Origin of the sequence: Streptomyces sp. NPDC091289, from assembly GCF_044757365.1 — a bacterium.
GTDB lineage: Bacteria > Actinomycetota > Actinomycetes > Streptomycetales > Streptomycetaceae > Streptomyces.
The window spans coordinates 1-22,384 of sequence record NZ_JBIVUT010000047.1 but is presented as its reverse complement, the minus strand read 5'-3'; the positions used below and the strand labels follow the sequence as shown (position 1 = coordinate 22,384).

At 72.1% G+C, this 22,384-nt stretch carries 17 protein-coding genes; 5 read left to right on the top strand and 12 right to left on the bottom strand.

Going from position 1 to position 22,384, the window contains the following annotated elements; all coding sequences use genetic code 11:
* Window positions 1-462: 462 nt before the first annotated feature.
* Window positions 463-1,470: a stage II sporulation protein M gene (locus ACIQPT_RS37190; RefSeq protein WP_401162734.1), complete on the bottom strand. Its 1,008-nt coding sequence runs from the start codon at window positions 1,468-1,470 to the stop codon at window positions 463-465.
* A gap of 119 nt (window positions 1,471-1,589) precedes the next feature.
* On the opposite strand from ACIQPT_RS37190, the gene ACIQPT_RS37185 reads away from it, so the two are divergent.
* Window positions 1,590-2,618: an RDD family protein gene (locus ACIQPT_RS37185; protein ID WP_401162732.1), complete on the top strand. Its 1,029-nt coding sequence runs from the start codon at window positions 1,590-1,592 to the stop codon at window positions 2,616-2,618.
* Here the strand turns inward: ACIQPT_RS37185 and ACIQPT_RS37180 are convergent.
* The 8 genes from ACIQPT_RS37180 to ACIQPT_RS37145 form a co-directional block, all read right to left on the bottom strand.
* Window positions 2,615-3,280 (bottom strand): hypothetical protein, encoded by a 666-nt coding sequence (locus ACIQPT_RS37180; RefSeq protein ID WP_401162730.1) that lies wholly within the window; start codon window positions 3,278-3,280, stop codon window positions 2,615-2,617. The genes ACIQPT_RS37185 and ACIQPT_RS37180 overlap by 4 nt on opposite strands.
* 163 nt (window positions 3,281-3,443) lie before the next feature.
* Window positions 3,444-4,901, bottom strand: a complete 1,458-nt coding sequence (ahcY, locus tag ACIQPT_RS37175) for an adenosylhomocysteinase (protein ID WP_401162728.1) — start codon at window positions 4,899-4,901, stop codon at window positions 3,444-3,446.
* Between the two features lie 278 nt (window positions 4,902-5,179).
* A complete protein-coding gene (locus ACIQPT_RS37170; RefSeq protein ID WP_401162726.1) occupies window positions 5,180-6,166 on the bottom strand; it encodes a cation diffusion facilitator family transporter in 987 nt (328 codons plus the stop codon).
* Between the two features lie 92 nt (window positions 6,167-6,258).
* Window positions 6,259-7,434: a mannose-6-phosphate isomerase, class I gene (gene manA / locus ACIQPT_RS37165; protein WP_401162724.1), complete on the bottom strand. Its 1,176-nt coding sequence runs from the start codon at window positions 7,432-7,434 to the stop codon at window positions 6,259-6,261.
* Between the two features lie 183 nt (window positions 7,435-7,617).
* Window positions 7,618-8,754, bottom strand: a complete 1,137-nt coding sequence (locus ACIQPT_RS37160) for an SIS domain-containing protein (RefSeq protein ID WP_401162722.1) — start codon at window positions 8,752-8,754, stop codon at window positions 7,618-7,620.
* A gap of 136 nt (window positions 8,755-8,890) precedes the next feature.
* Window positions 8,891-9,073 (bottom strand): Trm112 family protein, encoded by a 183-nt coding sequence (locus ACIQPT_RS37155; protein ID WP_003968734.1) that lies wholly within the window; start codon window positions 9,071-9,073, stop codon window positions 8,891-8,893.
* A 486-nt stretch (window positions 9,074-9,559) separates the two neighbouring features.
* On the bottom strand, window positions 9,560-10,930 hold the full coding sequence (locus ACIQPT_RS37150; RefSeq protein ID WP_401162720.1) for a phosphomannomutase/phosphoglucomutase: 1,371 nt from the start codon (window positions 10,928-10,930) through the stop codon (window positions 9,560-9,562).
* A gap of 106 nt (window positions 10,931-11,036) precedes the next feature.
* A complete protein-coding gene (locus ACIQPT_RS37145; RefSeq protein WP_401162738.1) occupies window positions 11,037-11,471 on the bottom strand; it encodes a DUF3499 domain-containing protein in 435 nt (144 codons plus the stop codon).
* 288 nt (window positions 11,472-11,759) lie between these two features.
* Between ACIQPT_RS37145 and ACIQPT_RS37140 the strand changes: the two genes are divergently transcribed.
* Window positions 11,760-12,188, top strand: coding sequence for a metallopeptidase family protein (locus ACIQPT_RS37140; RefSeq protein ID WP_401162719.1), 429 nt, complete (start codon window positions 11,760-11,762; stop codon window positions 12,186-12,188).
* 47 nt (window positions 12,189-12,235) lie between these two features.
* Here ACIQPT_RS37140 and ACIQPT_RS37135 read toward each other — a convergent pair whose 3' ends face one another.
* The 3 genes from ACIQPT_RS37135 to ACIQPT_RS37125 all read right to left on the bottom strand — a co-directional run bounded on the left by ACIQPT_RS37135 (window position 12,236) and on the right by ACIQPT_RS37125 (window position 18,735).
* Entirely contained in the window at window positions 12,236-13,774 is a 1,539-nt protein-coding gene (locus ACIQPT_RS37135; protein ID WP_401162717.1) for a DUF5719 family protein, read from the bottom strand.
* A complete protein-coding gene (locus ACIQPT_RS37130; RefSeq protein WP_401162715.1) occupies window positions 13,771-17,646 on the bottom strand; it encodes a glycosyltransferase in 3,876 nt (1,291 codons plus the stop codon). Before ACIQPT_RS37130 ends, ACIQPT_RS37135 begins: the two co-directional genes overlap by 4 nt.
* 825 nt (window positions 17,647-18,471) lie before the next feature.
* Window positions 18,472-18,735, bottom strand: coding sequence for a WhiB family transcriptional regulator (locus ACIQPT_RS37125; RefSeq protein ID WP_003968728.1), 264 nt, complete (start codon window positions 18,733-18,735; stop codon window positions 18,472-18,474).
* Between the two features lie 712 nt (window positions 18,736-19,447).
* Between ACIQPT_RS37125 and ACIQPT_RS37120 the strand changes: the two genes are divergently transcribed.
* From ACIQPT_RS37120 to ACIQPT_RS37110, 3 genes are read left to right on the top strand one after another with little or no spacing between them, the layout of a single operon-like run.
* Entirely contained in the window at window positions 19,448-19,948 is a 501-nt protein-coding gene (locus ACIQPT_RS37120) for a cysteine dioxygenase (protein WP_401162713.1), read from the top strand.
* Between the two features lie 13 nt (window positions 19,949-19,961).
* The gene (gene cofD / locus ACIQPT_RS37115) at window positions 19,962-20,918 is read left to right on the top strand and encodes a 2-phospho-L-lactate transferase (RefSeq protein WP_274030491.1); all 957 of its coding nucleotides are present in this window, start codon (window positions 19,962-19,964) and stop codon (window positions 20,916-20,918) included.
* A 2-nt stretch (window positions 20,919-20,920) separates the two neighbouring features.
* Window positions 20,921-22,243, top strand: coding sequence for a coenzyme F420-0:L-glutamate ligase (locus tag ACIQPT_RS37110; RefSeq protein WP_401162736.1), 1,323 nt, complete (start codon window positions 20,921-20,923; stop codon window positions 22,241-22,243).
* The last annotated feature ends 141 nt before the right edge of the window (window positions 22,244-22,384 follow it).

Genomic DNA, 22,384 nt, shown 5'->3' with positions numbered 1-22,384 from the left:
TCACCGGGGCCCTCCGGGCGCTTCCCTTCGTTCTTGCGTTTCCGACTCTATCAGACTCTTTCGTGTCCGATTCCCGGTCGAAGCGGGGTGCTTTCGAGGTTCTTCGCTTTCGCGTTTTCCCTTTCCGGCGGTTCCAACTTTACCAGACTCTTTTTCGTTCCGTTTCCGGTCCGAATTCGATTTCCGGTGACCTGTGGAGTGGCCTTGCCTTTCGGCTGACTCGACTTTATCAGAAACTCTCCGGGCGAAACGAACGACCCGGTGATTCGAATAAGGGGAATCATTTGGCCCGGCGGAGCGGCAAGCACTCCTGCACGAGCGGGGTAGACACTACGCGCTCAACTCGAACTTGTCTAGTCCGAGGCAACCGTTCGAATCTACCTCCCCACATCTGCCGTGTCAACGGTTTTTGTGGGCGAGGAGGACACTAGCAGCTCAGCGGGGGTGAAAGCACATCGGCCGTCAGGCCGCGGTGGGAAGTTCCGCGCTGCGTTCGACCGCTGTGAGGTCACCCGTGTCGCCGGCGCGTGCCGCGCGGCCGCCCAGGATGTAGACGTACGCAAGAAAGGCCAGCTCAGCGGTGATGCCAATGGTGATCCTGGCCCAGGTCGGAAGACCGGACGGGGTCACGAAGCCCTCGATGAGGCCGGAGACGAACAGGACCAGGGCCAGGCCGATGGCCATGCCCAGGGCGGCGCGGCCCCGCTGGGCGAGGGCGGTCCGGCGTGACAGGGGGCCCGGGTCGATCACGGTCCAGCCGAGGCGTAGCCCCGTGCCGGCGGCGACGAACACCGCGGTCAGTTCGAGAAGGCCGTGGGGAAGCACCAGGCCGAGGAAGACGTCGAGACGGCCGGCGGAGGACATGAGGCCTATGCCGACGCCGAGGTTGAGCATGTTGAGGAAGAGGATCCAGATCACCGGTATGCAGAGGAACGCTCCCAGGACCAGGCAGAGGGCCGCGGCCTGCGCGTTGTTCGTCCATACCTGGGCCGCGAACGACGCCGCCGGATGGCTGGAGTAGTAGGTCTCGTACTCCCCTCCCGGCCGGGTCATCGCACGGAGGTCGTCCGGTGCGGCGATCGCGGCCTGGACCTCGGGGTGGGTGCCGATCCACCAGCCGAGCAGTGCGGCCAGCGCGGTCGAGAGCACCGCGGTGGGGATCCACCAGTGGCGGGAGCGGTAGACCGCGGCGGGGAATCCCGCGGTGAGGAACCGGGCCGCGTCCCGCCAGGAGGCCCTGCGGGTGCCGGTCACCGTCGACCGGGCGCGGGCCACCAGCTGGGTGAGACGCCCGGTGAGGAGCGGGTCGGGGCTGCTCGACTGGATCAGCGAGAGGTGGGTCGCCGTGCGCTGGTAGAGGACGACGAGTTCGTCCGCTTCCGCGCCCGTGAGGCGGCGCCCCCGGCGCAGGAGGTGTTCGAGGCGGTCCCACTCCGTGCGGTGGGCGGTGACGAAGACGTCGAGGTCCATGGGCGTCTGTTGCTCCAGGCGAAGGTGCGTACGGGTCCGTACTACTGCGGCGCGCTGGCGGTCAGCTTGGCAGACTGGGCCCGGCTGGGGCAGAGAAGGTCGGCGAAGGGTGGGGACCGATGAATGAGCTGGTGACCGGTGACGCGGTCGTTCTGGGGCTGAGGCCCGCGCGGCTGCCGAGCCGGGCGCTGGCCTCGGCGATCGACCTGGCGGTGACGTTCGCCGTTTTCGTCCTGGTCTCGGTCCTGCTGGGCATCGCTTCCGTCTCCTTGGACGAGGCGGCCGTGGCGGCGATCGGGGTCGCCTCGTTCCTGCTGGTCCTGATCGGTGGGCCGGTCACGGTGGAGACGCTGAGCCATGGCCGCTCCCTGGGGAAACTGGCCTGCGGGCTGCGGGTGGTGCGGGACGACGGTGGACCGATCCGGTTCCGGCACGCGCTCGTGCGAGGGGCCATGGGGCTCGTCGAGATCCTCATGACCTTCGGCGCCCTGGCCTCCATCGCGTCCCTGGTGTCGGCGCGGGGGCGCCGGATCGGTGACGTGTTCGCCGGGACGCTGGTGATCCGGGAACGGGTCGCGGCGACGGGCCGGTCCGTCGCCGTGCCGCCGCCCCCGCCCTGGCTGGTCGGCCGGTTCGCGCAGCTGGATCTGTCGGCCGTGCCGGACGGGCTCTGGTCCGCGATACGGCAGTACCTGACGCGGATGCGGCAGCTGGATCCCGGCGTGGGCCGTTCGATCGCGGAGCGGCTGGCCGGTGAACTGGTCGCGCGGACGGGGGCCGCGGCCCCGCAGGGCGTTCCCGCGGCCGCGTTCCTCGCCGCGGTGGTTCATGAGCGGCAGGCGCGCGATGCGCGGCGCGTGTTCGCCGGGCCTGGGGCTCAGGGGCCCGTAGCGCCCTCGCCTGCCGGAGTCGGGGGGTACGTCGGGGCTCCTGGAAGTCCCGGAGGCGCTGGGGCTGGTGGGGCTGATGGGGCCGGCGGTTATGTGGGGTTCGGGGGTGGGAGCGGCGGCTCTGTCGGTGCAGGGTCTGCCGTCGGGGCCGGTTCCGGGCCGGTGGGCGGTGTCGGCGGTACCGGCGGTGTTCATGAGCAGCGGCGTGGGGATGCGTCGTCGGCCGGGGCCGGGGCCGGGTTCGCTCCGCCCGGTTAGGGCGTGTCCGGCCCTGGTCCGGGTGGCGCCTCCGGGGCTGCCGGGCCGGGGGCGCGGGGGGAGGGGGGCGTCTCCAGGTGTTCGAGTTCGATGCCGGGTGCTGCGAGGACCACGTCACCGGCGATGTGGACGGTGTGCTGTTCTCCGGTGTCCAGGGCGCTGACCTGGTATTCGTCCACGGTCAGGGGGCCGTTGTCAGTGGTGTGCGCTTCACTGTTCACCAGGGCCCAGGACTGGTCGACGGTCCTGGGTGCGAGGACCGGGTCCGTGAAGGTGACCACGCGGACGCGGGTCGTGGGGGAATCGGGGGTGAGGCGCAGGAGACGGGTCATGGCGATGAGGAACGCGGGAGACGTGCCGGCGAAGGCGTGGGCGCGGACGTTGCCTTCGGTGGCGTGGCTGCCGGTGGGATCGGTCCGGACCCAGGTGACCCCTTCCAGGGCCGCTCCTCGTACCTGCCAGCTCGCGGCATGGAGTTCGAGGCGGATGGGCCGGCCCAGTTCGTCCAGGGCGAGGTCGACGGAGCCGAGGTGGTCTCCGGCGGGGGATGTGGTCTGGGAGACGTAGCGCCAGCCGGAGGGGCCGGGGGCGCAGTGGAAGTGTTCTTCACCGAGGGGGGTGTGATCGTGAAGGTCGTGGAGCGAATACCTGCCGCGGGGCATGGGGTCCTTCGGGTTCCTCGGGCTGTGCGGGGGCGGTAACGGGAGCAGGCCCCCGCCACGGGGGTGCGGGGGCCTGCGCTCGGATCTGCTGGTACCGGTGAGGGCCTGACGCCGCTCGGTGTCCGGTGTCCGGGAGGTTGGCCTCCCGGACACCGGGGATGGATCAGTAGCGGTAGTGGTCGGGCTTGTACGGGCCCTCGACCTGGACGCCGATGTACGCCGCCTGCTCGGGACGCAGGGTCGTGAGCCTGACGCCCAGGGCGTCGAGGTGGAGGCGGGCGACCTTCTCGTCCAGGTGCTTGGGCAGCACGTACACGTCGGTCGGGTACTCCTGGGGCTTCGTGAACAGCTCGATCTGCGCGAGGGTCTGGTCGGCGAAGCTGTTGGACATCACGAAGGACGGGTGTCCGGTCGCGTTGCCCAGGTTGAGGAGGCGGCCCTCGGACAGGACGATGAGGACCTTGCCGTCGGGGAACGTCCAGGTGTGGACCTGGGGCTTGACCTCGTCCTTGACGATGCCGTCGATCTGGGCCAGGCCGGCCATGTCGATCTCGTTGTCGAAGTGGCCGATGTTCCCGACGATCGCCTGGTGCTTCATCCGGGCCATGTCCTTGGCCATGATGATGTCCTTGTTGCCCGTCGTGGTGACGAAGATGTCCGCCTGCTCCACGACATCGTCCAGCGTGGCCACCTGGTAGCCGTCCATCGCCGCCTGGAGCGCGCAGATCGGGTCGATCTCCGTGATGATCACCCGGGCGCCCTGGCCGCGCAGGGACTCGGCGCAGCCCTTGCCGACGTCGCCGTAGCCGAAGACGACCGCGGTCTTGCCGCCGATCAGGACGTCGGTGGCGCGGTTGATGCCGTCGATGAGCGAGTGGCGGCAGCCGTACTTGTTGTCGAACTTCGACTTGGTCACCGCGTCGTTCACGTTGATCGCGGGGAACAGGAGGGTGCCGTCGCGGTGCATCTCGTAGAGGCGGTGGACGCCGGTGGTGGTCTCCTCCGTCACGCCGCGGATCTCGGACGCCAGCTGGGTCCACTTCTGCGGGGCCTCGCCGAGGGTGCGGTTCAGCAGGGTGAGGATGTGGGCGAACTCCTCGCTGTCCGCGGTCGACGGGTCCGGGGCCGCGCCGGCCTTCTCGAACTCGACGCCCTTGTGGACGAGGAGGGTGGCGTCGCCACCGTCGTCCAGGATCATGTTCGGGCCGCCGGTGGGGGTGTTCGGCCAGGTCAGCGCCTGCTCCGTGCACCACCAGTACTCCTCGAGCGTCTCGCCCTTCCAGGCGAAGACGGGGACGCCCGCGGGGGCTTCCGGAGTGCCCTTCGGGCCGACCGCGATGGCCGCGGCGGCGTGGTCCTGGGTGGAGAAGATGTTGCAGGAGGCCCAGCGGACCTCGGCGCCCAGGGCGACGAGGGTCTCGATGAGCACGGCGGTCTGCACGGTCATGTGCAGCGAACCGGTGATCCGGGCGCCGGCCAGCGGCTGAGCGGCGGCGAACTCCTTGCGGATCGACATCAGGCCGGGCATCTCGTGCTCGGCGAGCGTGATCTCCTTGCGCCCGAAAGCGGCGAGGGAGAGGTCGGCGACCTTGAAGTCCTGGCGGTTGGTGGCCGTCGTCATAACGGGCTGCTCCTCGTGATGGGTCGAGGGTGGGCTTGTCTGGGCTGACTCTGCGGCGCGGCGGGCACACGAATGCCCGGGCGGTTCGCAGTGCAGTCCGTCGGAGGCCCTCTGTCCCTCGCCCGGCTCGCTCCCGCCAACCGGTCGACCGCCATCAGCAGCGACGTCTGTTTTCCGTATCCGAATCTACACCGAACGGCCCAGTGAGCCCCAGCCCGTTCATGGAGAGGGGTGTGTGTGAGGGGTCACCGGGCCGATCGGGGCCGGTGTGCGGTGGGTCAGTGGCCGGAATCGCCCGGGGCGTCGGGCGAGCCGTCGAGCGTCTTGCCCGGGTTGGTTCCGGTCGCCGCCGCATCCGCGTTGTAGATGTCCGGCTCCAGATAGATGACCCGGGCGATCGGGACGGCTTCGCGGATGCGGTTCTCGGCGGCGTTGATGGCGTCGGCGACCTCGGCCGCGGTCTCGTCGTGCCGGACCGCGATCTTGGCGGCGACCAGCAGTTCCTCGGGGCCGAGGTGGAGGGTGCGCATGTGGATGATGCGGGTGACGGTGTCGCCGTCGACCACGGACGCCTTGATCTTCTCGACGTCCTCCAGGCCGGCGGACTCGCCGAGCAGGAGGGACTTCGTCTCGACGGCCAGGACGATCGCAATGAGGATCAGCAGGATGCCGATGCAGAGGGTGCCGATGCCGTCCCAGACGCCGTTGCCGGTGCCGAGGGCGAGACCGACGCCCGCGAGGGCCAGGATCAGGCCGACGAGCGCGCCGAGGTCCTCCAGGAGGACGACCGGGAGTTCGGGCGCCTTGGACCGGCGGACGAACTCGGTCCAGGAGCGGTCGCCCCGCGTCTGGTTGGACTCACGGATCGCCGTACGGAAGGAGAAGAGCTCGGCGATGATCGCGAAGACCAGGACCCCGACCGGCCAGTACCAGGCCTCGATCTCGTGCGGGTGCTTGATCTTCTCGTAACCCTCGTACACCGCGAACATGCCACCGACCGAGAAGAGGACGATGGAGACGAGGAACGCGTAGATGTAGCGCTCGCGCCCGTAGCCGAAGGGGTGCTCGGGGGTGGCTTCGCGCTTCGCCTTCTTGCCGCCGAGCAGCAGAAGTCCCTGGTTGCCCGAGTCGGCGAGCGAGTGGACGCTCTCCGCGAGCATCGACGAGGAACCACTGAAGAGGAACGCTACGAATTTGGCCACGGCGATCGAGAGGTTGGCGGCGAGTGCCGCCACGATCGCCTTGGTTCCGCCTGACGCGCTCATGAGTGCGTGGTGTCCCTTCGTCCGTGCGCGGCACGGCAGGTGCCGTCGCGGTAAGGCGGCACATTGTTGCAGCCGTCGGGACGGTCCGTGGGTCAGGCCGCCACGGTGGCCCGGAAGAGTGTTCCGGGCCCTGCGGCTTCGACCGTCTCGCCGGCCGGAACGTAGACGGACTCCCCCGGGCCGAGGGTGAGTTCGCCGACCGTGACGGAGCCCGCCGTGCAGAGCAGGATCTGGGGGGTCGGGGCGGTCAGTCCGGTGGGGGCCGCTCCTGACGCGAGGGTGTAGCGGGACAGGGCGAACTCGTCCACGGGAGTCTCGTAGCGCTCCTCGCCCGACGGGGCGGCCTCCGGGCGCAGCACGCCGGGTTCGGTGGCCTCGAAGCGGACGACCCGCAGCAGTTCGGGGACGTCGATGTGCTTGGGGGTGAGGCCGCAGCGGAGCACGTTGTCCGAGTTCGCCATGATCTCGACGCCGAGGCCGTCGAGATAGGCGTGCGGGACGCCCGCGCCGAGGAACAGGGCTTCCCCGGGCTGGAGTTGTACGTAGTTCAGCAGCATCGCGGCCAGGACGCCGGGGTCGCCGGGGAAGTGGTGGGCGATCCGGGCGTACGGGGCGTGGGCGCCGCCGAGGCGTTCGGCGGCGGCCGCCGCATCGGCCACGGTCTCGGCCATCTCGGTCGGGTCCGCGCCGAGGATCGCCGTGAGCACCTCGCGGAGGGCGGCCTCCTCGGGGTGGGCGCGGAGGAGGTCCACGTACGGCTTGAGGGAGTCGACTCCCAGCGCCTCCATCGCGTCCGCCGCCTCGGTGGGCCTGCGGAAGCCGCACAGTCCGTCGAAGGGGGTGAGGGCGCAGATCAGTTCGGGCTTGTGGTTCGCGTCCTTGTACGTGCGGTGCGGGGCGTCGATCGGGACGCCCCGGGCCTCCTCGTCGGCGTACCCCTCGCGGGCCTGGTCCAGGTTCGGGTGGACCTGGACGGAGAGGGGGGCGCCGGCGGCGAGGAGCTTCAGGAGGAAGGGGAGGCGGGGGCCGAAACGGTCGACCGTGGCGGTGCCGAGCTCGCCCTCGGGGTCGGCGGCGATGACCTCGGTGAGCGCGAGTTCCGTCTCGCCCGTCGACGTGGTGCGGCTGATGCGCGAGGGCGCTCCGGGGTGGGCGCCCATCCACATCTCGGCCTGCGGTTCGCCGGTGGGCGCTATGCCGAGCAGGGCGGGAAGGGCCGTGGTGGATCCCCAGGCGTAGGGGCGCACGGTGTTGGACAGGCGGTCCATGGAGTCGTCCTTGGGTGGGGCTGGGTGGTGGGGTGGGGCGGGGCGGGGCGGGGCGAAGAAGGGTGGGGCGAGGAAGGGTGGGGCGGTGGTGCGGTGGTGCGGTGGTGCCGTGGTGGCACCAGGGGTATCAGTGTTGTGTGAGGTCCTGGCGTCGCGCGGATGACCGGATGGTGTGGGGTTGTGTCAGGGGCGGGGGGCCGAGGCCAGTGACAGGTAGACCGCCGCGAAGTCGGTGATCGCGAGCAGTTCGGCCAGGGTCTCCAGTTCGCTGCCCTCATCCGGTTCCAGTTCGCTGACCGGGGTGTCGTGGCCGAGCGCCAGTTCCCGGGCCGCCGGGTAGGCGCTGAGGCCTCCCGTCGGGCGGTCCCGGAGCAGGACGACCCGGGCCCTCAGCGTCTCGCCCTCGTCGACCCGGTCCCGGAAGAAGTCGTCGGGGTCCGCGCCGGCCGCGAAATCCCCGGCGAGGAGCGTGCCGTGCGAGGGCAGCGCCTCGGGCAGTTCCGCGGCCAGGGCGGGGCGGCCCGCCAGTTCGGACAGTACGGCGGCGAAGCGGCGGCCGACCGGGCCCGCGGCGTCGCCCTCCGTCCACAGCAGCGGCAGGCTGTCGGCGAGCTCGGCGGCGAGCGTCTTGGCCGGGTTGCTGTACATGGCGATGGCCGGGCCGCAGCGTTCCGCGGTGCGGTCCAGGCGGTCCGCCACCTTCTGGAGGTCCTCGGGGGGCGCGGTCACCAGGCCGACCCGGTCCAGGAGCGCCAGCAGGGGGGTGAGGAGGGCCCACAGCGTGCCGGGGCCGGCGGCGGAGGTCTCCGCGTCGTACTCGCCGTGCGGGGCGGCCGCCATCGGGACGACCAGACCGTGCACCCCGTCCACCGCCTCGCGCAGCGGTGAGCGGGTGGGGGCGACGGCGACGACGGTGCAGCCGCGGCGGTAGGCCTGCTCGGCGAGCAGCGCGAGGCCCGGTTCGGAGCCGTCGGCGGTCGCGATGAGCAGGAGGTCCACCGATCCGGCCCAGCCGGGCAGGGTCCAGCGGAGGGCGCCGGGGGCGGGGGCGACGCCCGTGGGGTGGATGCGTACGACCGGGGCGGCCGCGCCCGCGAGCGCGCCGATCAGGTCGGCGACCCCGGAGGCGGCGGTGCCGGGGCCCGCGACGAGGACGGCCCGGGGCCGGCCCTCCGGGTTCAGGCCGCCGATGCCGGCCTCGGCGGCGTGCCGGGCGGCGGTACGGACCCGGGCGCCTGCTTCGGCGGCGCCGCGCAGCAGATCGCGGCGGTCGGCTCGGGCCAGGGCTTCCGGGGCGTCGAGCAAGGACTCGTCCAGCATGGCGGTGGGCCTCCGATCACCGGGTGGGGCGCGGGCTGCGGGTACGCGTGGGGGGCGGGGAGGGGTCGTGGCGGTCCTGCGGTGCGGTGCCGTCCGCCGTCCTGCGCCGTCCTGTCCGTACGCGTATCGCTCGCGGTCAGGCGGGGCGGCGGGCCTCGTCCACGAGCAGGACCGGGATGCCGTCCCGGACCGGGTAGGCCAGTCCGCAGTCGTCGCCCGTGCAGACCAGTTCGGGGCTGTCGGCCGCCGAACGGTCGTCGAGCGGGGAGTGGCAGGCAGGGCAGGCCAGGATCTCCAGGAGGCCGGCTTCGAGCGCCATGGGGTGAGTCCCTTCGAGCATGCGAGTTCCGATCCGCGTGGATCAGGCGTCGTCAGCCTACCGCTGGGGTGGAGGGGGCGCGGCCTGGCCGGGGGGGATGAAACGGGGGGATGCGGTGGGGGGTGCCGGGAGGGGGACCGAGGGGGGGCGGGTGGGGTGAGTGGGGTGCCTGCGGCGGGCTTCTCCCCGACCCGCCCCTTCCCGTAACCGGGGCTCCGCCCCGGACCCCGCTCCTCAAACGCCGGAGGGGCTGGGAGGGCCGGGTTCCGTCCAGCACCGCTCCTCAAACACCCGAGGGGCTGGGAGGGCCGGGTTCCGTCCAGCACCGCTCCTCAAACACCCGAGGGGCTGGGAGGGCGGGGTTCCGTCCAGCACCGCTCCTCAAGTGCCGGAGGGGCTGGACCGGAGGGGCTGGATGTGAACGCCGGAGGGGGCTGGATGTGCGAACGCCGGAGGGGCTGGGAGGGCTGGGGAGCGGGGTTCGGTTCAGGATGTGCGGATCAGGGTCAGGACCTCGTCTCGTACCGTTGCCATCGTCCGCTCGTCCCTCGCCTCCACGTTCAGGCGCAGCAGGGGTTCCGTGTTCGAGGCGCGGAGGTTGAACCACCAGTCGGCGGCCGTGACCGTGAGGCCGTCCAGGTCGTCGAAGGTGATGCCGTCGCGGGTGCCGTAGACCGTCTTGACCTTGGTCAGGCTGGCGCTCTGGTCGGCGACGGTGGAGTTGATCTCGCCGGAGCCGCTGTACCGGTCGTACTCCGCGACCAGCTCGGAGAGCGGCTTCTGCTGGCCGCCGAGTGCGGCGAGTACATGGAGGGCGGCGAGCATGCCCGTATCGGCGTTCCAGAAGTCGCGGAAGTAGTAGTGCGCCGAGTGCTCGCCGCCGAAGATCGCGCCGTGCTGCGCCATCTCCGTCTTGATGAAGGAGTGGCCGACCCGGGTGCGGACCGGGGTGCCGCCGTTCTCTCGGACCACCTCGGGGACGGACCAGGAGGTGATCAGGTTGTGGATGACGATGCCCTCGCCGCCGTTGCGGGCCAGCTCGCGGGCGGCCACCAGAGCCGTGATCGCGGACGGGGAGACGCCCGCGCCCCGCTCGTCGACCACGAAGCAGCGGTCCGCGTCGCCATCGAAGGCGAGGCCGAGGTCGGCGCCCTCGGCGAGGACGCGGGCCTGGAGATCGACGATGTTCTTCGGGTCGAGGGGGTTGGCCTCGTGGTTGGGGAACGTGCCGTCCAGGTCGAAGTAGAGGGGGACGAGGTCGAGCGGGAGGCCGTCGAAGACGGTGGGGACCGTGTGGCCGCCCATGCCGTTGCCCGCGTCGACCACGACCTTCAGGGGGCGGATCGCCTTGAGGTCGACCAGGCCCAGGAGGTGGGCCGCGTAGTCGGTGAGGGTGTCCCGTTCGGTGATCGTGCCGGGGGCGGTGGCGGCCGGCGGCTGCGGGGCTCCTTCCGACCACTGCTCGACCAGCGTGCGGATCTCGGCGAGGCCCGTGTCCTGGCCTACCGGGGCGGCGCCCGCCCGGCACATCTTGATGCCGTTGTACTGCGCCGGGTTGTGCGAGGCCGTGAACATCGCTCCGGGGAGGCCGAGGGCGCCTGAGGCGTAGTACAGCTGGTCCGTCGAGCAGAGGCCGATGAGCGTGACCTTCGCGCCCCGGGTCGCCGCACCCCGCGCGAACGCCCCCGCGAGAGCCGGTGACGTCGGGCGCATGTCGTGGCCGATCACGATCGCTTCGGCGTCCGTGACCTGGACGAACGCGGCTCCGAACAGCTCGGCCAGCGACTCGTCCCACTGGTCGGGCACCACTCCGCGCACGTCGTACGCCTTCACGAGCTGCGACAGATCAGCAACCACGGCCGGTCCTCCTGGGGTCTTTGCGGAACGCCCAAACTACCCGGCCGGGTCATACCTCAGGAGATGGCCTCAAAAGGAGGCCTCAGCAGCCTCAAAAAAGGTGGCCTCAGGAGTCGGGGGAGCGTAGGACCCTCAGGTGGCCTCGGCGGGCCACTTCCACCGGGTCCGCGGCGCGCTGGCCCCGGCCCCCGCCTCCGCCGCCCGGGCCGCGGTCGTGCGGGCGTGCCGCCTCGCGGACCGCGTTGGCCAGTGCTTCGAGATCGTCGCCGCTGGGGTGCGCGGGTGCGGAGCCGTCGGAGAGCCGCACCACTTCCCAGCCCCGTGGCGCGGTAAGCCGCTCACTGTGTTCGGCGCAGAGGTCGTAACAGTGGGGCTCGGCGTAGGTGGCGAGCGGGCCGAGGACCGCAGTCGAATCGGCATAGACGTACGTCAGTGTCGCGACGGCAGGGCGGCCGCACGCGGTGCGCGAACAGCGACGTACAGGGCTCACGATGTTGGACGGTACCGCACTCTTGAGCGGGCTGCGACGACTGCCCGTCAGGTCACCCCACCGTGTCGCCCTGTGACCTGCGGCACGGCGGCCCTTCCGGCGGCTACCCTGACCTGCGCCGGGGCGGGGCCCGGTGATTTCACAGGGGTCGCGCCGGTCGCGGGCGAGGGTGGATCGCGGCGTCGGGCGCACGGTCGACGATCGGATCACGGGCCTGAAAAGGGCTCAACCTTGGCCGAAATGTTCAACTGCGGACATCCGGAAGCGGGGCGGTCACCCCGGTCGGCCGCGTCGTCTCCACGATCGTCCCGGTCCCCGGAGCGTTACGCTGCGTCGGTGATGGACAGCTCCGTACCTCCCCACCCGTTCGAGCCGCGGCCCCGGCGCCGTGACCGTCATGGCCGCGGTATGCGCGGGCCGGTCGCGCCACCCCAGGTGCCGCTGTCCGCCAGCCGGGGTGAGACCTTCCGTGATCTGGTCCAGGACTCGGTGGAGCGACTGGAGCGGCGCTGGCCCCAGCTGGCCGAGGTCGACTTCGTCGTCCTCGATGTGCCCGGCACCCCGGAGGAGGTCGTTCCGCTCGGCAGCTCGGTGTCCGCGGACAAGGGGCGGCCCGCGCAGATCGTCGTCTACCGGCGGCCCGTCGAGATCCGTACCAAGAACCGCGACGAGCGCGCCCTGCTCGTGCACGAGGTCGTCGTCGAGCAGGTCGCCGAGCTGCTGGGGCTGGCCCCCGAGTCGGTCGACCCCCGGTACGGGCAGGACTAGGGGACCAGCGGGCAGGATTAGAGTGCCGGGCTGTCCAGGGCTCGTCCTCAGTCGTCCAGGACCGAGAGATCCTGGCGGGCCGTCGGGACCTCGACCGTGCCGCCGTCGTCGGGGAGCGTCTGCACGGTGAACATCTGGACGCCGCCCTCGGTACGCGCCAGGGTGCGCGACGCGTGGACCGGGCCGCCCGAGGTCGTCTCGACGGTCAGCGCGTAGGCGCCCTTGAGGCCGTCCGGGGCCTTCGGGGTGACGGCGATGGTCGTGCCGGCCTTGACCGTGTACGTCTCCACGGCCGGTTTGCCCCCCTCGCTGCCCGCCGACGCGGTGACCTTCACCTTGGCCGTGGCGCCCGGCGCGGTCAGGGACAGCGTGGCGTCCTTCTCCCGGTTGTCCGGGACGCTCGCCCGCGCGCCGACCGGTCCGGTGGCCGGGATGTAAGCGACCTCCTGCTTGTCGCCCTTGCCGCGGACCACGCGCAGTGCCGCCACGATCGGGGTCGCCCGGTCCTTCTGCACCGGGCTCAGGAGCAGGGAGCCCGGCTCGTCGCGGGTGACGTCCTTGAGGTCGACGGTCGCCGTCATCGACGACTTGATGTGCAGGGTGGCGTTCCCGGCCGGCGAGAACGTCGCGTTCTTCCCCATGAGCTGGACCTTCACGTCCGCGTCGTCCTCGCCCGGCGCGAACGCCACCAGCTGTACGGAGGTGGCGTCGGCCGGGATGCCGGGCAGCACGAGCGTGCCCGACGGGTCCGCGGACGCGGTGATCCAGTCGCTGCCCACACCGTCCTCAGCGCTCATGACGACCGCTCCGATCCGCCCCGAACGCGTGGTGACGTGCGCGGTCAGCTGGTCGACGGCCTCGGGGGTGAGGGTCGACAGCAGGATGGCGACGCTGGAGCGGGCCGGCACGGTGATGCCGTCCCCGACCTCGGACTTGAGCGCGCCCTCGGGGCCGTACAGCTCGATGTCGGCGACGGCGCCGGTGTCGTCGGGGTTGGTGAGGTGGAGGTAGTCCTGGCGGGACTTGGCGGTGCTCGCGCCCGGGAACCAGAAGTCCGTGTCGGGGGCGGTGCAGGTGACGCCGAGGAGCCCCCGGGCACCGCCCGCGGTGACCTCGGTGGTCTGCTGGGCGGCCCAGCCGGGGGCCAGCCGGCCGGTGGCCGTGCCGACGAGCGCGGGGGCGCCGGAGCCGTCCGCCTCGGCGACGACCGGCTTTCCGGGCTCCTTCACGGCGAGGACCGGCTTGTCGGCCTTCTTCCTCGCCTTCTTCGCCGCTTCCTCGGCCTTCTTGATCTTCTTCGGGTCGGTCTCGTCCTCGTCGTCCGGGACCGGCAGCGCCGGCTTCAGCTCGGCGGTGCCCTTGGCGTCGCCGCCCGTGCCCGCCGGGGTGAACGCGGTGTACCGCGTCTCCGCCAGGTCGGAGTTGCTGGGCGCCGGGCAGACCAGGCTGGAGCGCTCGACCGGCAGCAGCGCGGCGGACTTCGCCGGGGTGTCCGCCGGAGCACCGGGCGCGGTGACCGTGGCGAATCCGGTGATGGCTGCCAGGACGGCGGCGCCCGCGATCAGGGACAGGTGGGTGGACTTCACTCGGACTCGCCTCGCGATGCGTTACCGGTCTGCCACGGGGCCTGACCTGGGGCCGGGGGGTCGGTGTGTTCGCCGTTCTCGGCGGGCTGCTGGGCCGGGGCGGGGTACTGGTGCTGCTGGTGTTGCTGGTACTGCCCGTCGGTGTATTGGCCGTACGCGTCGTGCGCGCCCTGCTGCTGCCCGTCGTACGTGCCCTGGTCGTTGTACTGCTGCGCGTACGGGTCCTGGACGGCGTAGCCGCCGCCCTGGTCGCCATAACCCTGCTCGCCGTAGCCCTGGTCGCCGTAGCCCTGGTAGTCGGCGTTCTGCTGCTGGTGTTGCTGGTGTTGGTCCTGTTGCTGTTGCTGTTGCTGTTGGGCGTACGGGTCCTGCTGGTACGCCGCGTAGGAGTCGGCACCCGGCTGCTGCTGCCCGTCCCACTGCGCGTACTCGTCGTACTGCTGCTGCGGGACCGCCGCGTAGCCGCCGGTGGCCTCCTGCGGGTCGTGCGCCGGGGCGTTCGCGGTGTACGGGTCGGTCGACTGCTGCGCCGGGATGTACTCCCCCGGGTCGGGCCGGTACGTGTCGTCCCCGGCCTCCTCGGTGGCGGCCGCCGCCTCGGCCTGGGCCGCGGCGCGCAGCCTGCGGGCGCGGCGGCCCTCTCCGTCGACCGGCTCCGCGGCGACGGCGAGCTCCTCCTCGGGCAGGTCGTCGTCGATCTCCCGGCGACGGCCCGGCAGGGCCATGACCACCAGGACCACGAGGAGTCCGGCCTGCGCCCAGATCCACGCGGTGTGCGTGATCGGGGCCTCGTGGGTGAGGTCCAGGCGGCCGCCGTTCGCGGGCAGCTCGAAGCCCTGGGCCCAGCCGTCGACGGTCTTGCGGGTCAGCGGCTTGCCGTCCAGCGTGGCCGTCCAGCCCGGGTCGGCGGCGTCCGCGATCCGCAGGACGCGGCCCGCCTCGCCGGACGGGATCTCGGAGTGGGCCTCGACGGCGGCCGAGCCGACCGCGAGGTGCTCGCCCTCGCCGGACGCCGGGGCGATCATGACGCGGGCGACCTGGCGGTCCACTCGCCACAGGGCGCTGCCGTCGAGCTGGCTGAGGCGGCTGAGGCCGGGGGTCGAGTCGAGGACCCGGCTCATCTCGCGCGGTGCGCCGTCGCGGACGAGGACGTAGCGGATCGCGAAGCCGCTGAGCTGGCCGCCCTGGTCGGCGCCGGAGCCGGCGACGAGGTTGGCGACGACCTTGTCGAGGTGGCTGTTGCCGCCGACCGCCTCGGTGAGTTCGCCGTCGCCGAGGCGGGCGCCCGAGCCGCGGACCAGGCTGTACGCCACGGAGTCGGGCGAGGTGCCGCCGAGGACGAGGGTGCGGGGCTGGTCGCGGGTGGAGCTCTCCTCCGCCACGAAGGCGGGCACCTGGACGGGGTCGCGGCGCTCCAGCGGGCCGTCCGCGCCGCCGATCATCCAGCCGGCCGCGGCCAGGACCGGGGCCAGCCCGGCGGCCAGCGCGATCAGGGCGGCGACGGGCTGACGCCAGCCGAAGCTCTGCTCGGCGACCCGGATGCGGGCCCCGTCCGCGCCCACCAGGGCGGCGGCGATCAGGGCGGTGCCGTAGACGAGGGTGGCGGGCCCGGCCCAGGTGGATCCGTTGGCGACGGCGGCGAAGAGGAAGCCGACGAGCGCGACCGCCCAGGCGGTGCGGACGGCGAACTGCCGGTCCTCGCGCAGCAGGGCGGCGAGCGCGGCCAGCACGATGCCGAGGAGCAGGATGCCGCCCGCCGCACCGGGGCCGCCGGGGCTGATGCCGAGCAGGTCGAGGCCCGAGGCCTCTCCCGTACCGATGTCCAGGCCCGCTTCGGTCAGGAGCGCGGACGGGTCGGTGAGGAGGGTCAGCGACCAGGGGGCGAGGACCAGTACCGGGGTGCCGACGGCGGCGACGAAGCGGAGTCCGTACGCCACGATGTCGCCGCGCCGCAGCACGAGCACGCCCAGGCCCAGGACCACGGCGAGCGGCCAGACGATCGGGGTGAACGCCATGGTGACGGTCAGCAGCAGCGTGTACGCCCAGGTGGCGCGCCAGCTGCCGCGCTCCCCCGCCGCGCTGTCCACGCGCAGCCCGTGAGCGGCGACGCCCGCGCGGGCGATCAGCGGGAGCAGGACGAGGAGGACGGCGGTGCCGAGGCGGCCGGTGGCCAGCGCGCCGGTCGCGGCGGGCAGGAAGGCGTACGCGATGCTCGCCCAGGCGCGCAGCAGCCGGGAGGGCAGCAGCGGGCGGGTGGCGAAGTAGGCGGTGAGCCCGGCCAGTGGGATCGAGCAGATCAGCAGCACGCTGACGGCGAGGCCGGTCGAGCCGAGGAACAGGGCCGACAGGGCGGCGAGCAGCGCGAGGTAGGGCGGGGCGGTCTGGGTGCCGCCGGTGCCCACCGTGTGCCAGGCGTCCGCGTACCGCTCCCAGAGCGCGCCGACCTCGGCGGGGGCGGGCAGCAGCGCGCCGCCCGCCAGTGCGCCGCCGCTGAGCAGGTTGCGGCAGGCGACGAGGGAGACGACCAGGAGCAGCGCGAAGAGGACGGGGCCGGGCTTGCGGCCGATGCGCTTGAGGCGGGCGAACTGGTCGACTTCGAGGAAGTCGGCGTCGTCGCCGCCGGGCCCGGATTCGACGGCTCCGTGCCGCGAGCCGCCCGAGTCGGCGTCCGTACGGCCGCCGAAGTTGCCCGCGACCTGGTCGACGGTGGCCCGGACGGTCGCGCCGGGCGGCGGGAACAGTGCGCGCAGCTCGGCCGCGTCGACGACGCCCTTTCCGCGGTTGCGGCGGGCGGCGAGGATGCGGCCGGGGCGCAGCAGGGTGCCGAGCAGGCCGGTGACCTCGTCGAGGGCCTGGCCGGGCACTTTGCCGACGAGGTAGGCGAGGGTACGGAGGAGGGTGCCGACGACGAGCCGGAGCAGGACCCAGGGCAGGGCCTTGCCGCGGGCGTTGACGAGCATCGTGTAGACGGCGCCCGCCTTGTCGACGCGGTGCGGGCTGGCGACCGAGCGGCCGGCGCAGTCGATGGGGCGGCGCTCGCGGGCGGAGGCCTCGGCGTGCCGCAGGACGGCGTCCGGGGCGACGAGGACCCGGTGGCCGGCGAGGTGGGCGCGCCAGCACAGGTCGACGTCGTCGCGCATCAGGGGGAGCCTGCGGTCGAAGCCGCCGAGTTCCTCGTAGACGTCGCGGCGGATGAGCATGCCGGCGGTGGAGACGGACAGGACGGTACGGACCTGGTCGTGCTGGCCCTGGTCCTGCTCGCGGCGGTCCAGGCCGGTCCAGCGGCGGCCGCTGTTGGCGATGGAGACGCCGACTTCCAGGAGCTGCTTGCGGTCGTACCAGCCGCGCAGCTTGGGACCGACGATCGTGGCGTGCCGGTCGGTGTCGACGACGCGCAGCATCTCGGCGAGCGCGTCCGGCTCGGGCGCGCAGTCGTCGTGCAGCAGCCAGAGCCACTGGACCGGTTCGCCGTGCGGCAGCTCGGGGAGCGCGTAGTTCTCGTCGATCCAGGTGCGGGTCTCCGGGTCCCAGCCGCTGGGGCGCTTGAGATAGGGCAGGTCGTCCGGGGTCAGGATCCCCGCCGTGCGGGCCGCCTCGTCGACGGCCGTGCCGAAGCTCGTACGGCGTGCGAGGTGCAGGACGCGTTCGTCGCCGAGCGCCTCGGTGACCAGCCGGGCCGAGTCGTCGGCGCTGCCGGTGTCGGCGGCGACGACGTTCTGTACGGGGCGTTCCTGCCCGAGCAGCCCGGCCAGCACGTCGGGCAGCCAGCGGGCGCCGTCGTGGGAGACGAGCACGGCGGTGACGACGTGCCGGGGGAACTCTGGGGCGGCGGCGGCCGCGTTCGGCGCCGCCGAGTGGCTGTGCACGGACATCGAGGTACGGGCCCTCCGGCCGGGTCCGGGGGCGTATCCCCGGGGGCTGCATCGGTGTACACGCGCGCCCCGGCGGGGCGTTGGCGCATCTCGGACGGGGCCCCACACTAACGGTACGGACAGGTGGCGGGGGTCCGAGCGGGTGAAGGGGGCGGGCGCGGACCTGCCGACGGCCCGCCTGCCGAGCCCTGGGGAAGGGGTCGGCGGACGGGCCGTGGGCGGGTGGCCGGGGTGATGAGGCCGGTGAGCGAGTGGCCGGGGCGATGAGGCCGAGTCGGCGGGTGGCCGGGGCGATGGGAGCGGCGGCCCTCGGGCGGAGGCCCGGAAGTCGAGAAGTCGGGCGCCGGGGAGTCGGGGAGTCGGGTGCCTGAAGCCCGGAGGTGCGGGCGGGGGTACGGGGTGCGGGGTGCGGGGTGCGAGGTGCGGGCCGCTCTGCGGATCGTGGGTGGAGCGGACCGTGATGGTCGTCCGGGATGTGCCCGGCCTGATCGGGAAGCGCCCGGGGCTTGGAGACGGGGATGTGCGCGCGGGGCTTGGCCGGTGTACGGGCCGGACACGCCGGAGGGCCTGATCGGGGAGGGTCCGGGGTGCACCCGGGGCCCGGTCGGGGCGGTGCGCCCAGAGATTGTCGGGGCTCTGCGCCCAGACGTTGGGGGCCTGGATGTGCCCGGGATACGGCGGAGGCCTGGTCTGGTCGGGGAGCGCCGGGGTGCGCCCGGGCTCGGGGGTCAGGTGTGCGGTGGTCGGCGGCCGGCGCTTCGGCCGACGCTTCCGGGGTGGCGGGGCCGGCGGGCGGTCCTCGGGTGACGGCCTTAGACGGCGGCCTTAGATGGCGGCCTTCTTGAGGCGTCGGCGCTCCCGCTCGGAGAGTCCGCCCCAGATGCCGAAGCGTTCGTCGTTGGAGAGGGCGTACTCAAGGCATTCCGAGCGCACCTCACAGGCGAGGCAGACCTTCTTGGCCTCGCGGGTGGATCCGCCCTTTTCGGGAAAGAAGGACTCGGGATCGGTCTGGGCGCACAGTGCGCGCTCCTGCCAGCCGAGTTCCTCGTCCGCGTCCTCGACCAGCAGTTGCTGGAACAGCTCGGTCATGTGCGCCCCTCGTCTGTCTCTTGCGTCCCGTGATGCAGCCGTTTGCGGCTGAACGACACGAGTGAAATTACAAGTGTGTAGCTCCGGGCCAGTCAAGCGAGGATCTGCTATTGGCCCAGGGATTCACTCTGCGGAACCAAGCGTATGCAGAAAGTGTTCAAATCAGCAAAAACCTGACATATGCCACCGGCCCCACAGCTCCGCACCCTCTCGTGGGAGAGACGAACGAAGACGCCCTTGTGTTGCGATTCGATCACTGAAGCGACCAAGATCACAGTCAGGTCACGGAGCGTCAGTCGCGTTTGGGGGCGCGGATGATGCGCCACATGTCCGTGCCCGTGGGTGCATAAACCTTTCTCCGAATCCGACGACCGGAAGGAGTGAAACATTGCCCCCATATCGGGCATTGGGTTGACAGCGGACGGTCGAGCCGGTCTCCTTGGTTTCATGCCAGCGACCCCAGCGATGCACGTCACCCACGTCCGTGGGTTCCGTAACGCTGTCCAGGCCCGCTGTTGCTGTTCCAGCTGTCACAGCTGTTGATGCCGTAGCGCTCCAGCTCTGATCCAGCCTCTCCGGCTCTCGGTCTCGGTCGGGCGTCTTTGTCTTTCTTCTCGCAGCTCCCGCACTTCTCCGCAGCTCCCTCCGAGCTGCTGACGCTCACCGCGACTCCCCGCACGTGCACCCCCCATGCCGAGGAACCACCGCAGCCATGAACAGCGACAGCGACCTTCAGATCGCCGGCGACATCCTTGAGGTCCAGCACCTCCTGCAGCCCGCCCGCGAGCACCCCTCCACCGTCTCCGAATTCGTCGGCCTCGCGCGCTCCATCGCGGCCGACCGCGCCCAGTGGGCCGGACTCGTCCAGTACGACTCCGCCTCCCGCTGGTACCACCGCCTGCACCAGGGCCCCGGCTACGAGGTGTGGCTGCTCAGTTGGGTGCCCGGGCAGGGCAGCGGGCTGCACGACCACGGCCTCTCCGCCGGCGTACTGACGGTCCTGGAAGGCGAGTTGACCGAGCGCACCGAGCGCGGGACGCGGGCTCTCGGCGCGGGCGCGCAGCGCGCCTTCGCCCCGGGGTACGTCCACGAAGTGGTCAACGACTCGCTCGAACCGGCCGTCAGTCTGCACATCTACTACCCGGGCCTGACCGAGATGCCGATGCACGCCACACAAAGCGCCCCGACGGCCGTGGATGTCGTACCCGCCTGACAAACTGCTGTGTATGCGCATTGTTGTTCTGGCCGGTGGTATCGGCGGTGCCCGCTTTCTGCGCGGCCTCAAGCAGGCCGCGCCCGACGCGGACATCACGGTGATCGGCAACACGGGTGATGACATCCATCTGTTCGGGCTGAAGGTCTGCCCCGACCTCGACACCGTGATGTACACCCTCGGCGGTGGCATCAACGAGGAGCAGGGCTGGGGGCGGACCGACGAGACCTTCCAGGTCAAGGAGGAGCTCGCGGCGTACGGCGTGGGCCCCGGGTGGTTCGGGCTCGGCGACCGTGACTTCGCGACCCATATCGTCCGTACGCAGATGCTGGGCGCGGGCTATCCGCTGAGCGCGGTCACCGAGGCGCTCTGCGCCCGCTGGCAGCCCGGTGTGCGGCTGCTCCCCATGTCCGACGACCGGGTCGAGACGCATGTCGCCGTCGAGACGGACGGCGAGAGCAAGGCGATCCACTTCCAGGAGTACTGGGTGAAGCTGCGCGCCTCCGTCGAGGCGCAGGCGATCGTGCCGGTCGGCGCGGAGCAGGCCAAGCCGGCTCCGGGGGTGCTGGAGGCCATCGGTTCCGCCGACGTCATCGTCTTCCCGCCGTCGAACCCGGTGGTGTCCATCGGCACGATCCTCGCCGTGCCCGGGATCCGGGAGGCGATCGCCGAGGCCGGGGTGCCGGTGGTCGGCCTCTCCCCCATCGTCGGGGACGCGCCCGTGCGCGGGATGGCGGACAAGGTGCTCGCGGCGGTGGGCGTCGAGTCGACGGCGGCCGCCGTGGCCCAGCACTACGGTTCGGGGCTGCTGGACGGGTGGCTGGTCGACACGGTGGACGCCGGTGCGGTCGGCGAGGTCGAGGCGGCGGGGATCCGCTGCCGGGCGGTGCCGCTGATGATGACGGACGTGGACACGACCGCCGAGATGGCCCGGCAGGCGCTGGACCTGGCCGAGGAGGTCCGGGCGTGAGCATGTCCGCCGAGGAGGGCGACGCTCCCTCGTTCCGGGTCTGGGCGCTGCGCGGGATTCCCGAGGTTCGGGCCGGTGACGATCTCGCCAAGCTGATCGCCGCGGCCTCGCCGGGGCTGGTCGACGGGGACGTTCTGCTCGTCACCTCGAAGATCGTCTCCAAGGCGGAGGGCCGGATCGTCCGGGCCGCCGACCGGGAAGCGGCGATCGACGCCGAGACCGTGCGGGTCGTGGCCCGGCGCGGGCCGCTGCGGATCGTGGAGAACCGGCAGGGTCTGGTCATGGCCGCCGCCGGGGTCGACGCGTCGAACACGCCGGCCGGGACCGTGCTGCTGCTGCCCGAGGATCCCGACGCCTCGGCCCGGGCCGTCCGGGACGGGCTGCGGGACACCCTCGGCGTCGATGTCGGCGTCGTCGTCACGGACACCTTCGGGCGGCCCTGGCGCAATGGGTTGACCGACGTCGCGATCGGTGCGGCCGGGGTGCGGGTGCTGGACGATCTGCGCGGCGGGACGGACGCGTACGGCAATCCGCTCAGCGCCACGATCGTGGCCACGGCGGACGAGCTGGCCGCCGCCGGGGACCTGGTCAAGGGCAAGGCGGAGGGGCTGCCGGTCGCCGTGGTGCGGGGGCTGGCGCATGTGGTGGCGTCCGGCGGGGACGACGAGCCCGGTGCTCGTGCGCTCGTGCGGAGTGCGGCCGACGACATGTTCCGGCTCGGGACGTCCGAGGCCGTGCGGGAAGCGGTGACGCTGCGGCGTACGGTGCGCGAGTTCAGCGATGAGCCGGTGGATCCGGGGGCCGTGCGGCGGGCCGTCGCCGCTGCGGTCACCGCTCCCGCGCCCCATCACACGACGCCGTGGCGGTTCGTGCTGCTGGAGTCGGCCGAGTCGCGGACGCGGCTGCTCGACGCGATGCGGGACGCGTGGGTCGCGGACCTGCGGCGGGACGGCAGGAGCGAGGAGTCGATCGCCAAGCGGATCCGGCGCGGCGATGTGCTGCGCAACGCGCCGTATCTGGTGGTGCCGTGCCTGGTGATGGACGGCTCCCATACGTACGGGGACGAGCGGCGCGACACGGCGGAGCGCGAGATGTTCGTGGTCGCGGCCGGGGCGGGTGTGCAGAACTTCCTGGTGGCGCTGGCCGGTGAGCGGCTGGGGTCGGCGTGGGTGTCCTCGACGATGTTCTGTCGAGAGGTGGTGCGGGAGGTGCTGTCGCTGCCGTCGTCCTGGGATCCGTTGGGGGCGGTGGCTGTGGGGCATGCGGTGGGGGTGGCTCGGGAGCGGGTTGGGCGGGATGCGGAGGGGTTTCTCACCGTGCGGTGAGGTGGGGCGGGGCGGGGTCGGTGGGTGGGCCGGGGCCGGTGGCTGGGCCGCTGCGCGGGGCTTGTCCCCTACCCGCCCCTTCCCGAAACCGGGGCAAAGAACCCCCCACCCCGCCGCAAAAACACGACCGGGCCTGGGGCC